The sequence below is a fragment of the uncultured Subdoligranulum sp. genome, assembly GCF_937890665.1.
This window is the reverse complement of sequence record NZ_CALADU010000283.1, coordinates 1-12,074: the sequence shown is the minus strand read 5'-3', so window position 1 is coordinate 12,074 and position 12,074 is coordinate 1. Positions and strand designations below refer to the sequence as shown.

Genomic DNA, 12,074 nt, shown 5'->3' with positions numbered 1-12,074 from the left:
ACTCAAATGCAAGCCTTTGATTCCTTCATTCAGTATGCACAGGCACAGGGCACCACGGTGATTTTGGTTCTTTCCCCTTGGCATCCTTTCCTGTATGAATACCTGCTGACCGACCCCGACAATCACAAGGGATTTTTCCAAGTAGAAAATTGGGTACGGCAATATGCCGCAGAGCATAACATTCCGCTGTACGGCAGCTACGATCCCAGCTGTATTGCGGGATTGCAAGAGACCGATTTCTTTGACGGCCTGCACTGCTCCGGTACAGGCATCGAGCGGTTCTTCCCCGGGATCCCGCAGGTATTGCAGGATTTGGCTAACAACACTCTGCCCGATCCGTTGGCGGTCCATCCGCGCACCAGTTTGGAAACTGAAACTTCTGAGGAGGAAAATGAGGAATCCTCCACAGAGAAAGCTACTGCTGAAAACGCTTCTTCGCGTACCACACAGGAGGGATGATGATGGCGTTTCTTTCGTTAGGTCACCTGCACCAGCGGCCCTTGATTTTGGGCAAAGGTGGCTTTGGCCGCCAGTTGGCCGACTGGTTGGCGGAGGACGGCTGGGGCAATGCCGAATTTTTGGATGACAATGCACCCGGCTGTGCCGGAAAACTGCTGGACTATGCAGACCCCGCACTGCTAAAGCCCGGTCGCCCTGCCTTTGTGGCCTTGGGCAACAATCAACTGCGCTTAACTTTATTGCAGAAGCTGGCCGCTGCCGGCTATGAAACCCCGGTGTATATCAGCCAAGCCGCCTCAGTCAGCCCCAGCGCCGTGCTGGAACCCGGCTGCGTGATTTTGCCGCAAGCCTATGTAGGTGCCGGTGCTCATCTGGGGATGGGCTGCATCCTCAATGCCGGCGCCATTGTAGACCACGATGCCACCTTGGGCCGCGGCGTACATGTGGCGCCGGGCGGCATCGTTAAGGCTGGCGCACAGGTTGCCGAAGGCAGCAAAGTAGATTCCGGCGAGATCATTCGTTCCCCTTGGGAGCGGGATTGATTCGCCCACACAGCGGCGCGGACTGGGCACAGCCCGCGCTTTTTGATAAGGAGGGATTCCTATGGCTGAACGCCAATCGATTGCCCCGCGTCGGGATTACATTGACATTTTAAAGGGCTTAGGCATCCTGCTGGTGGTATTCGGCCATTACATGGAGCAGTATCGTCTGGGTTCCCATTGGATTGGCGCCACCTTCATCACTATTTATTGGTTCCACATGGCGTTGTTCTGCATGTGCAGCGGTCTGGTGGCGCATTTCAGCTTGCGCAAACTTCTTGCCCAACAGCTCTGGCTTTACCTATTGGGGCAGGCCATCATGTTTGCTTTTCGCGGGATTGTACTGCAAGAAGATTTTGCCGCTTTCGGCGGTATCGCAGCAGCGCTTTTACTGCCCTGGCGGCATATGTGGTATCTTTATGCCCTGCTCTTTTGGCATCTGACACTGCCGCTCCTGACCTTCTTGCGCGACAAACTGCGTTTGCCGGGTGCTATATTAGGGCTGGCGATCGCCGTAGGGATCAGCCTCTGGGCGGGCACCATTGACTGGCCTTTCACTTTGGTGCGCGTCTTTGCCTTTTATCCCTTTTACGCTTTCGGTGTGCTATTTCGTCCCCAGATCGATGCGCTAGATCGGGCAGCCGCCCGCTTTTGGGCTGTGCGTCTGGTCCCCGCTGTCCTTCTGTTGCTGGGCTACGGCATCCGCTTCTGGCAAATGCTTCAGTCCGAAGGTTCGCTGGGTCTCAGCGCTCCCATCTTCAACGATGTTGTCTATGGCGAAGGCTACACCATGTCAGACCGAGCGGTATTTTTGCTGGTAGGCATCGTGACCAGCACAGCACTGGTAGCCGCGGTAGGCGGGTGCCGGATCTTTGCCGCCTTGGGCAAGCGTACCTTAGCGATCTATCTGCTGCACTTCCCCATTTTGACCTTCCTGATCGAGCTGGGCTTCTATGAACCGGCCCGGGAACAGCCGTTGCCGGTAATGGTCGCTTGGGTGGTGCTGGAGGCCACCGGCTGCCTGTGCATTTTGAACAGCGAACCGGTGAATCGCGCCTTCAACTGGCTGGCCAATCTCTGGTATCGTCCCTTGAAAAAACAAAGATAATCCGATTTGCTGCGGTGACCTGACGGCCACCGCTTTTTTTATTGAAACTGCTTGACAGTATGCCTACCTTGCGATACAATATAGTCAAAAGAACATGGTAATGCAAGGTAGTGGAGGTGAGGCAATGTTTGACCAAGCGCAGCTGCGCAAAGGCACTTTAGAGGGGTGCATTTTAAAAATCATTGCCCGAGAAGCCACCTACGGCTACGCCATCGCCACCACCTTGCGGGATAGCGGCTTCACCGACCTGACCGAAGGCACCCTCTATCCCCTGCTGCTGCGACTGGAGCGCAAAGGGTTAATTCGAGCAGAGTACCGGGCCGGTCACGGCGGCCCCAGCCGTAAGTACTACACGCTTACCGCCGACGGACAACAGTATCTGGAAGAATTTATGGCCGCGTGGCGTTCGACGGCAGCCAGCATCGACGCGATATTACAGGCGTAACCGACTTTTATTGCTTGTTTTGTTTCCTCACCGAAAGGATGGGATGAGCCATGCTGTTGAAAAACGAATACACCAAGATCAAGGAAGCCAATGACCTGAGTTTGAAAACCCTGCGGGGCGAAAACCGCGCCACTATCAACGATCTGGGAAAGCGGCTAGAGGCGCTGACCTGGAACTGCTATGAGATCGAACGCATCAAAAAGGATCTGATCGACATGGCGGCCCGCTGCGAACTGGAAGGCCGCACATTGGAGCAGGAAGTAGGCGGCGACACCGATGCCTTTTTACTGGAACTGGCCGCCGATCTTCCTCGCGGGACGCCGCTGGATTCCGTCTGCACTTGGTACCCTCGGTGGATGCTCTTTATGGCCGCGCTCAATGTTCCGGGGCTTCTGTTGCCGAGCAGTGCGGGTCCCCAGCTGATCCGCGTTGTGAGTTCCCCCTTTCGCTGGCTGATCTGGCTGTGCATTCTGGCTTGGTTCCAGCGCATAGGACTAAAAATCAAGATTCGCTATGGCCGTGGGGTCCAAACCCTATGGTATATTTTGATGCTGGCAATCTTTGTAGCTTTCTGCATTCTGCCAAACAATTATTTCCCAACCACTTCCGGCACTATAAGTTACGGGTTCGTCATTGTCTACGAATTGGCGTGGGCTGCTGGGTGCCAGTTCTGGCAGACTTTCCACTACAATCGCTGGGCTGCCCGGCATCCTTGGCGGGAACAGCCCCGTGAAGCCTAATTGCCATCTTCGAGGATTCCTCATAAAAAATCCCCGGAGCCACTCTTTCGAGTGTCTCCGGGGATATTTTTGTGTTCCACCGCACACACATACGGCGGAAGCCTACACAGCACTTTGCGGCGGTATGCCACGGGGAGGCTGCAGTCCCACTCCTCCACAACCTTGGACGGCGGACCAAACCGCCGCATGGCTTCTGCCACAGTTCCGCACAGAACCGCAGCGGGAAATGACAATTACAGTTCCGCCAAAATGGCGTCGCCCATGGCGGTACAGCCCACCTGCGTGCAGCCTTCCGCCATCATATCCGCGGTACGCAGCCCTTTGTCCAGCACGGCATTGACGGCAGCTTCAATCTCATCCGCTTCGGTGGGCATATCAAAGCTATACCGCAACATCATCGCCGCCGACAAAATGCAGGCAATAGGATTGACTACATCCTGTCCTGCGATGTCGGGTGCCGAGCCGTGGATGGGCTCATACAGACCGCAGCTCCCCTCGCCCAGCGAGGAGGACGGCACCATGCCGATGCTGCCGGTGATCTCGCTGGCTTCGTCAGAGAGAATGTCCCCAAACATATTTTCTGTCACGATCACATCGAACTGGGCGGGGTTCTTGCAGATCTGCATGGCGCAGTTGTCCACAAACATCTCGCTGTATTCCACCTCGGGATATTCTTCCGCCAGACGATGCATGACCGCTCGCCACAGACGACTGGTATCCAGCACGTTGGCTTTATCCACGCAGGTCAACTTTTTGCGGCGCTTCATGGCCGTTTCAAAACCGATGCGGCCAATACGCTCGATCTCATGCTCCGCATAGGGCATGGTATCCACGGCGACCTTTTCCCCGTTTTCCTCGTAGGTCTTGTGCTCGCCAAAATAGACGCCGCCGATCAGTTCCCGCACCACAATAAAGTCGATGCCCTTGGCTACGATCTCCGCCTTCAACGGGCTGGCAGCGGCCAACTGCGGCCAGATTTTCGCCGGACGATTGTTGGCGTAAAGTCCCATGCCGGCCCGCAGCCGCAGCAACCCTTTTTCGGGGCGCTTATCACCGGGCATACCTTCCCACTTGGGACCGCCGATGGCTCCCAACAGGACGCTGTCCGACGCCTTACATTTTTCCAGTTCCGACACCGGCAGCGGATCACCGAACTTGTCGATAGCCTCCCCACCCATATACGCCCGGGTGTAGGTAAAGGTATGACCATGTTTGGCAGCAATTTTGTCCAGTACACGCACAGCCTGCGTAACGATCTCGGGGCTGGAGCAGTCCCCGTAGATCAGCGCAATATTCTTGTTCATGGGTATCTCTTCCTTCCTGCGGCACAGAGCGGTTATTTCAAGCTGTTCATCAAGCCGCCCTTGGTGATGATGTTCTGGATGAAGGGCGGGAACGGTGCGGCTTGAAAGGTCTGCCCGGTGGTTTCGTCGGTAATCACACCGGTGTCAAAGTTGATGCTGACCATATCCCCTTCGGCAATGGCCTCGCTGGCCGCCGGGCATTCCAGAATCGGCAGCCCGATGTTGATGGCGTTGCGGTAGAAAATGCGGGCAAAGCTCTTGGCAATCACGCAGCTGATGCCCGCCGTCTTGATGGCCAGCGGCGCATGTTCCCGGGAGGAACCGCAGCCGAAGTTTTCGCCGCCTACCATGATATCGCCGGATTTGACCCGCTGGATGAAGGTCTTGTCAATATCCTCCATGCAATGGCTGGCCAGCTCTTCCGCGCTTTGGGTATTCAGATACCGAGCCGGAATGATGACGTCGGTATCGATGTTGTCGCCGTATTTAAAAACAGGTCCTTTGGCGTTCATAGTTCAAACCTCCCTCGGATCGGTGATGTAACCGGTCAATGCGCTGGCCGCCGCCGTGGCGGGGCTGGCCAGATAGACTTCGGAATCCACATGGCCCATGCGGCCCACGAAATTGCGGTTGGTGGTAGATACGCAGCGCTCGCCTGCCGCCAGAATGCCCATATACCCGCCCAGGCAGGGACCGCAGGTAGGGGTGGAAACGATGCAGCCTGCGTCGATAAACGCCTCGGTATAGCCACGGAGGATGCATTCCTTATACACCGCCATGGTGGCCGGAATGATAATGCCCCGCACGCCTTTGGCAATGTGCTTGCCTTTGAGAATCTCATAGGCGGCCTGCATATCTTCGATGCGGCCGTTGGTGCAGGAACCGATCACGATCTGGTCGATCTTAATGTCCTTGCCTTCCTTGGCAAGATGGGTATTTTCCGGCATGTGAGGATAACTGACCGTGGGTTCCAAGGTATCCAGATCGATGGTGACGGTGCGCTCGTACTCGGCGTCGGGGTCGGCTTCGTACTTGGTCCACGGGCGCTGGCTGCGGCCTTTCAGGTAGGCTTCGCAGATATCGTCCACCGGGAAGATGCCGTTCTTGGCACCGGCCTCAATGGCCATGTTGCAGATGCACAGGCGGTCTTCCATAGTCAGGCTCTTGACGCCCTCACCGGTAAATTCCAGACTCTTATACAGCGCACCGGAAACACCGATTTCGCCGATGAGATGGAGGATCACGTCTTTGCCGCTGACCGGACGGCGGATGCTGCCGGTGAGCACCACCTTAATGGCGGCGGGCACCTTGAACCATGCCACGCCTTTGGCCATACCGGCGGCCATATCGGTGGAGCCTACGCCGGTGGAGAAGGCTCCCACCGCGCCGTAGGTGCAGGTGTGGCTGTCGGCGCCGATGATGCAGTCCCCCGCCGTAACGATGCCCTTTTCGGGCAGTAGGGCGTGCTCAATGCCCATCTGGCCCACGTCGTAGAAGTTCAGGATATCGTACTTGTTGGCAAACTCTCGGCATTGTTTGGACTGGGTGGCACTCTTGATGTCCTTGTTGGGGACAAAGTGATCCAACACAATATTCACCCGGGTCTTGTCAAAGACCGAATCAAACCCGGCCTTTTCAAACTCATTGATGGCCACAGGGGTGGTGATGTCATTGCCCAGCACGATGTCCAACTTGGCATTGATCAACTGGCCCGCCGTAACGGTGCTTTCCCCACAGTGGGCGGCCAGAATTTTTTGGGTCATTGTCATTCCCATGATGGCGGCTCCTTTCCCTTGTACAAATCTTATTTGTTATTGATAGCACTGACCAGCGCACGGATACCGGCCACGATAATGTCGGTATGGGTGCCGCAGCCCCAGGTTTCCTCTCCGGAGGCCCATTTCAGGCCCACATAGGAGCAGGCGCGGGAATCGGTATCGGAGTCCAGCGCGTGCTCGCTGTAATGCACCAACGTGAAATGCATGCCGGTCTGTTTTTCGATGGCGGTGGCCACGGCATCCAGACGGCCGTTGCCGGTGGCAGAACATTCCGTGACTTGCCCATTCACCGAAATCTTGATATTGGCGGTGATTGTATGGTCGGAATTCTGCACGAAGTGGGATTCCGTGACATTGAACGGCGTGTTGTGGTTGAGGTAGCTGCTCTCAAAGACGTAGAGCACTTCCTTGACGCCCAGTTCACGATGCTCGTGGTCGCTGACTTCCTTGACGCGGTATCCCAAATCTTCCCGCATTTTGGGCGGCGGATTGTAGCCGTAATTCTGCTGCAGCAGGAAGCCGATCCCGCCCTTGCCGCTCTGGGAATTGATGCGAATTACATCGGCATCGTAGGTACGGCCAATGTCGTGGGGATCCACCGGAATATAGGGGCAGGTCCAGCGATGTTCGCCCTTCTCCTTGCGCCAAGTCATACCCTTGGCAATGGCGTCCTGATGGCTGCCGCTGAAAGCCGCAAAGACAAGGCTGCCGGCATAGGGCGTGCGCTCATAGACGTGCATGCGGGTGACCCGCTCATATACTTCGCAGATGGCAGGCATATCGCTGAAATCCAGATGGGGATCCACACCGTGGCTGTACATATTCATGGCCAACGTGATGGCATCCACGTTACCGGTGCGCTCGCCGTTGCCGAACAGACAGCATTCGATGCGCTGAGCGCCTGCCAGCACTGCCAACTCTGCATCTGCCACGCCGCAACCACGGTCGTTATGCGGATGGGTGGAGAGGATGACGCTGTCCCGATATTTCAGATGGTTGGAGCACCACTCGATCTGATTGGCGTAGATGTGGGGCATGCTCATCTCTACCGTAACCGGCAGATTGATGATCATGGGGCGATCCGGCGTGGGCTGCATCACATCCAGCACGGCGTTGCAGACCTCCACAGCGTACTCCGGCTCGGTACCGGTAAAACTCTCGGGGCTGTACTCAAACAGGAAGTTTCCCTCGTACTCTTCGCTGAGCTGCTTGACCAGCTTGGCACCGTCCACGGCGATCTGCTTGATCTCTTCCTTAGATTTTTTGAAAACCTGCTCCCGCTGGGCCACACTGGTGGAGTTATAAAAATGGATGATGGCACGGGGGGCACCCTTGACGGCCTCAAAGGTCTTGCGGATGATATGATCCCGGCACTGGGTCAGTACCTGCAGGGTCACATCGGAAGGTACGCGGTTTTCCTCGATCAGCTTACGCAGGAATTCATATTCGGTCTCGCTGGCTGCCGGGAAACCCACCTCAATCTCCTTGAAGCCGATCTTCACCAGCATATCGTAAAATTCCAGCTTTTCTTCCAGACTCATGGGCACGATCAAACTCTGGTTGCCGTCCCGCAAGTCGACACTGCACCAAGCGGGTGCCTTTTCGATGTGGTCTTTCTGCGTCCACTGGAACACGTGGCCCGGCTCTACCGGCGGCGGATAATACCCTACTGCGTACTTCGTTGCGTCCATCATAACAAAATGCCTCCTTCAAGGTTTTGGGTGCCCTTGAAGGAGGCAAGAAAAAACCGTCCCTCAAAGGCGTTTGCCTTTGAGAGACGGGAGCAAATGCAAATTGCTGTACCCGCGGTACCACTCTCATTGCCGTTTCCTTCCTTGAAACGGCCGCTCTGTACGATCGGCCCGATAAAATAAAGGGCGAATCGCGCCTGTATGATAACGGTCAGGTTCCGTCCGCACCTACAGTCCAAAGACCATCAACGCGGCTGCTCCGGGGCCAGTGACGCAAAACCTGCCGCACCGCCTTGCACCTACCGGCGGCTCTCTGAAGCGGACTGGGAATTGCTTTCTCCCCATCACTGCATTTTTCAATACGATTACTTTACCAGATTGAAGCAGTGATGTCAACCGTCGTTTTGCACAATTTCATTTGTTCATTTTTGGTTGATGTGTTTGATATAATCCAAAAATGGCTCACTGCACACCGTATTGCAAATCGGCTGTTCCTTCCGCCAAAACCTCCAAAGTACGCGGGGCGTCCTCACTTTTCTGGTCATTTGCCAGCGTTTCGCTGATTCCTTCCTGTGCGGTGATCACCGCTTTCCATTGGTCGCGCGGCGCACTGAAATTGGCCGACACAGAACCGTGCAGAGCCTGTAAAGATACATCGGTCGTTTCGTAATCGGCGTTGTCTGCAATTTTATCCAGCCGGATATCCCCACTCCCCGTCTGAACGTTCAGCTTCGCCGTCTGCAAAACACCGGATCGAATCACACCATCAGCCGTGAAGGCATCGATCTGGTTGATCTGCAGATCCCCCAAATCAATGGTTCCGTTGGTACTGATCATTACTTCCACACTGTGAAAAGCCTGCGGTGGCAGTGTGATGGTTACCTGTGTGTCAGGGGCGGTGCTATTGCACACAAAGGTATATCCGTAGTCCACCGTCTGGTTATAGCTGATTTCTTCGCTTGCATCCGCATTGCACACCTGTACCGATGCTTCTTCCCCAGTTCGCAGTACAAGATTGCCACAGATCATGTTGATAAACAGTTTTCCTTTTCCGGGGGCATCCAGCGCACTGCTGTAAGTAAGCGCACCTTCGCTGCTTCCGTTGGCGTCAGTGGGGCGTGGTTTTTCTTGTGTCAAGGCAGTAGAAGGAACCGGCTCACTTGCCGCATATTCTACCGACGCAGTCGTCGAGGCACTGGAGCCGCCCAAGCCGGACACGTTCAGCAGCAGTACGCTGATCTGAACAACCAGTGCCAAAATCACTACCAACCAGAAAATCAGCCACAGGCGCGGCCCTTTGCGGTTCGGCGTTTTTCCATCATAGGAGGGCACGCCGCTTGTGGGGTATTGCTCCGGGTTCTCCAGCGCCGGCGGTTCTGGGCCTTCCGGCTGCGTCATCGGTTCCGGCGATTCTTTCCGCTGGGGTGGCGCAGCCGCTACCTGCGCCGCTCCCTCTGTCTCAACCGCCCCTTCTTCCTCCAAAATTTTGCGGGCAACTGTGGCGGGATCTCCCAACTCTTTTGCCGTCTTTTCCTCGTTCTCGTTGCCGGCAGCATCAAAGTATTCTTCGTAATAGTTCAGCGCATCCTGCCGCTCTTGGGGCGGCAATGCTGCCAGCAACTCCTCCAGTTGGGCCAGATAGGCATACTTCCTCATGACAGTTCCCCCTTAAACAATTTGTTGATCTGACTGGTGTACGCATCCCATTCCGACTGAAACTGTTCCAGCCGTCTGCGTCCGTCGGCTGTCACCTCATAGTAGCGGCGATTGCGGCCATTGTATGCTTCGTCCCGTACTGTCAGGCAACCGTCCTTTTGCAGGCGGCGTAGTACTGGATACAAGGTAGACTCCGAAAGGTCCAAGACTTGCCGGACCTCCTGTGTGATCTTGTAGCCGTAGGTTCCGTTCGGTTCCCGCGCTACAACGGCCAGCACAATGGCGTCCAGCAGCGCCGCTCCCGTATTGATTGCCATGCGCAGACCTCCTTTGCCTTTGCCGTAGGGGATTGCCCCATTCCTAAAAAGGGTGAATGATGTATCACGCTATATATTATATAGCATATAATATTATATTTTTCAATAGTCTAGTCGCATTTTGCCAAAAAAACAAAAAAAGAACCCCCCGCCCTGAGGGTTGGGCGGGGGTTCCAAAGAAAGGAGGAGAAGAACACATGAAAAATATGAGAATAACATTTTTGGGGCTTCGCAACCTTGGGGTGTTGCTTAGCTTGCAAGTAAATTGTAACCTTTTTGTCACCGAATGTCAAGAGGGAATTGTTAATATTTTGTAATTTCTGGAAAGTGACACTTTATTTTGTCCAAAAACGCCAGAAATGACAATTTATTTTGTCCAATTTAGCTCTGATGGTTTCCTTGATTTTGCAAAAAGGGATTTCAGGGCCGGAGACAAAGTTCCATAAGAAGCGCTTCCGGGTTCCCCTTCACCTAATTCCCCTGTTTTTTCTTCTGTTTTGTACCGCGCTTTCCGGGTTCCCGACCGTGTAAGTTCTCTCGTTTTGACCCGACTTGCAACGGCCGGCAGACCGCAACAGCTGCGGAATACAGCATTTCTGGTGCTGATTTCTATTCTTTTCTCCTATAAATCCTCTCCTGCAGCCGAGCTCCTTGGCAATCACCCATCTGCCCGCAACTGCAGAGATGCAAAAATACTCTCAGAAAGGTTCTCGATTCTCCTCCCCCCTACCTTTCTCAAATCAAATATACCCCCTTCTGAATTGGTCAGATACAGATTATCTCCTCCTTTGTGACATCATTTCTTCATGTTGCCCTGAATTCTTCCCAAATTCTCTATCCGGTTGCAACGTGGACAAAATAACTTGTCACTCTGGACAAAATAATTTGTAACTGGCCAATTTCTTAAAATGTTTACATCTGTACCAGCCTCGGCCGTTCTTCGCCCCATGCTCTCCCCTTTTCTTCGATTACATGTTCTTTTTACCCGTATAACGAAAGAAAAAAAGCTGTCCCAAAGCCACTGAAAAGGGTACAACAAAAACAGCCTTTCCCCGAACAAACGGGAAAAGGCTTGTCACTTTTCTGTTACCAGTTATGCAAAGGTGATGCTTGCTTCAAAAGCAGACTTTTCCTCTCGCAAACCGCAGAAATAATACTGTTTTTCCTCGGTCTGGGCACGCAGCAGCGTGAAGGCTTCCCCTCGCGGGATCTCTCGATGGTAGTAGATCTTCAGGTTCCGCACCTCGCCTTGCTCCCAAATTTCCCACGGCAGTGCGTCACAGAGAATGTCTGCATAACGAGTGTTGTTCATATGGCCGTTCATATCGCAGCGGGAATAAGTAGCCACACACTCCCCCATGGGCTGGCAATCCTCGGGGTCCACCTTGGTCATCTTCATGGGCAATTCAAAAGGTACATCCGGCGCCCACTGGTCGTTAAACTGTTCTGGGTGTTTGCGCAAAATCAACCGCTTATCGGTATCGATCAGTACCCAGCGGCTGTCCAGTACCGCGACCTGTTTGCCCGCAGCGTCATAGAAGGTGGTGATGCGCTTATTGACCGCCCGCTTGCAACGCTCCGGTCGGGTAACGACCGTAAGAGTCTCGTCCACGCGGGGGGTACGGTCGATCTGCAGTGCCTGCTTTGCCAGCACATACGCCGTATGCGTAGCTGCATACAGCTCGTCGTTCAGACCCACCGCTTCCGCGTGGATGGTAGCGATCTGCTGTCCGTAGCGCAGCAGCGCGCCGGGTTTTACATTGCCGTGATGGTCCCCATCATGGCGATAGACGGTGTATTGTTGTGTATATGTCGTAAGTGGTTCCGACATAGCCATTCCTCCTTATTGGGAAAGCTGTAACTTTTGCCAATTCTTTGTATTATAGCACGTTGTCCCGGGAAATGCAAAAAAGAAACCGCAGACTCTTGCCTGCGGTTTCCTGTAAAAAATCAATAATCGTCGCGCACCTTTTTGCGCAGTTTTCGCCAAATGTTGAAGAAGGAGATCACCAACGCCAGCGCCAACAGCACCACGAC

At 54.5% G+C, this 12,074-nt stretch carries 13 protein-coding genes and 1 other annotated feature; of the genes, 5 read left to right on the top strand and 8 right to left on the bottom strand.

The window, feature by feature from the left end:
• From Q0526_RS16165 to Q0526_RS16145, 5 genes are all read left to right on the top strand, one after another.
• The coding region (locus tag Q0526_RS16165; RefSeq protein ID WP_298735867.1) for a hypothetical protein at positions 1–459 on the top strand (459 nt) is incomplete at its 5' end.
• Between the two features lie 2 nt (positions 460–461).
• A complete protein-coding gene (locus Q0526_RS16160) occupies positions 462–1,001 on the top strand; it encodes a hypothetical protein (RefSeq protein ID WP_298735864.1) in 540 nt (179 codons plus the stop codon).
• 61 nt (positions 1,002–1,062) lie between these two features.
• Complete coding sequence (locus Q0526_RS16155) at positions 1,063–2,106, top strand: acyltransferase family protein (RefSeq protein ID WP_298735862.1); 1,044 nt, start codon at positions 1,063–1,065, stop codon at positions 2,104–2,106.
• A gap of 124 nt (positions 2,107–2,230) precedes the next feature.
• Positions 2,231–2,551: a PadR family transcriptional regulator gene (locus Q0526_RS16150; RefSeq protein ID WP_298735860.1), complete on the top strand. Its 321-nt coding sequence runs from the start codon at positions 2,231–2,233 to the stop codon at positions 2,549–2,551.
• Between the two features lie 50 nt (positions 2,552–2,601).
• Entirely contained in the window at positions 2,602–3,291 is a 690-nt protein-coding gene (locus Q0526_RS16145) for a hypothetical protein (RefSeq protein ID WP_298735857.1), read from the top strand.
• A 233-nt stretch (positions 3,292–3,524) separates the two neighbouring features.
• Here Q0526_RS16145 and leuB read toward each other — a convergent pair whose 3' ends face one another.
• From leuB to Q0526_RS16105, 8 genes are all read right to left on the bottom strand, one after another.
• Complete coding sequence (gene leuB / locus Q0526_RS16140; protein ID WP_298735850.1) at positions 3,525–4,595, bottom strand: 3-isopropylmalate dehydrogenase; 1,071 nt, start codon at positions 4,593–4,595, stop codon at positions 3,525–3,527.
• A gap of 32 nt (positions 4,596–4,627) precedes the next feature.
• Entirely contained in the window at positions 4,628–5,107 is a 480-nt protein-coding gene (gene leuD / locus Q0526_RS16135) for a 3-isopropylmalate dehydratase small subunit (protein ID WP_298735848.1), read from the bottom strand.
• Positions 5,108–5,110: 3 nt separating this feature from the next.
• Positions 5,111–6,370, bottom strand: coding sequence for a 3-isopropylmalate dehydratase large subunit (gene leuC / locus Q0526_RS16130; protein WP_298735846.1), 1,260 nt, complete (start codon positions 6,368–6,370; stop codon positions 5,111–5,113).
• 29 nt (positions 6,371–6,399) lie between these two features.
• Positions 6,400–8,067, bottom strand: coding sequence for a 2-isopropylmalate synthase (locus Q0526_RS16125; RefSeq protein WP_298735843.1), 1,668 nt, complete (start codon positions 8,065–8,067; stop codon positions 6,400–6,402).
• Positions 8,068–8,143: 76 nt separating this feature from the next.
• Positions 8,144–8,421 (bottom strand) — a binding site (T-box leader).
• Positions 8,422–8,526: 105 nt separating this feature from the next.
• Positions 8,527–9,720, bottom strand: a complete 1,194-nt coding sequence (locus tag Q0526_RS16120) for a DUF1700 domain-containing protein (RefSeq protein ID WP_298735841.1) — start codon at positions 9,718–9,720, stop codon at positions 8,527–8,529.
• Complete coding sequence (locus Q0526_RS16115) at positions 9,717–10,037, bottom strand: PadR family transcriptional regulator (RefSeq protein ID WP_298735838.1); 321 nt, start codon at positions 10,035–10,037, stop codon at positions 9,717–9,719. The genes Q0526_RS16120 and Q0526_RS16115 overlap by 4 nt, the downstream gene beginning before the upstream one ends.
• A 1,093-nt stretch (positions 10,038–11,130) precedes the next feature.
• On the bottom strand, positions 11,131–11,868 hold the full coding sequence (locus Q0526_RS16110) for an acyl-ACP thioesterase domain-containing protein (protein ID WP_298735836.1): 738 nt from the start codon (positions 11,866–11,868) through the stop codon (positions 11,131–11,133).
• 12 nt (positions 11,869–11,880) lie between these two features.
• Positions 11,881–12,074, bottom strand: a 194-nt coding sequence (locus Q0526_RS16105; protein ID WP_298735834.1) for a hypothetical protein, incomplete at its 5' end; no start/stop codon positions are given.

Bases quoted from the DNA above. Each gene is read 5' to 3' on its own strand.
- Q0526_RS16160 (WP_298735864.1), top strand. From the start codon at position 462: ATGGCGTTTCTTTCGTTAGGTCACCTGCACCAGCGGCCCTTGATTTTG.
- Q0526_RS16155 (WP_298735862.1), top strand. From the start codon at position 1,063: ATGGCTGAACGCCAATCGATTGCCCCGCGTCGGGATTACATTGACATT.
- Q0526_RS16150 (WP_298735860.1), top strand. From the start codon at position 2,231: ATGTTTGACCAAGCGCAGCTGCGCAAAGGCACTTTAGAGGGGTGCATT.
- Q0526_RS16145 (WP_298735857.1), top strand. From the start codon at position 2,602: ATGCTGTTGAAAAACGAATACACCAAGATCAAGGAAGCCAATGACCTG.
- leuB (WP_298735850.1), bottom strand. From the start codon at position 4,595: ATGAACAAGAATATTGCGCTGATCTACGGGGACTGCTCCAGCCCCGAG.
- leuD (WP_298735848.1), bottom strand. From the start codon at position 5,107: ATGAACGCCAAAGGACCTGTTTTTAAATACGGCGACAACATCGATACC.
- leuC (WP_298735846.1), bottom strand. From the start codon at position 6,370: ATGGGAATGACAATGACCCAAAAAATTCTGGCCGCCCACTGTGGGGAA.
- Q0526_RS16125 (WP_298735843.1), bottom strand. From the start codon at position 8,067: ATGATGGACGCAACGAAGTACGCAGTAGGGTATTATCCGCCGCCGGTA.
- Q0526_RS16120 (WP_298735841.1), bottom strand. From the start codon at position 9,720: ATGAGGAAGTATGCCTATCTGGCCCAACTGGAGGAGTTGCTGGCAGCA.
- Q0526_RS16115 (WP_298735838.1), bottom strand. From the start codon at position 10,037: ATGGCAATCAATACGGGAGCGGCGCTGCTGGACGCCATTGTGCTGGCC.
- Q0526_RS16110 (WP_298735836.1), bottom strand. From the start codon at position 11,868: ATGTCGGAACCACTTACGACATATACACAACAATACACCGTCTATCGC.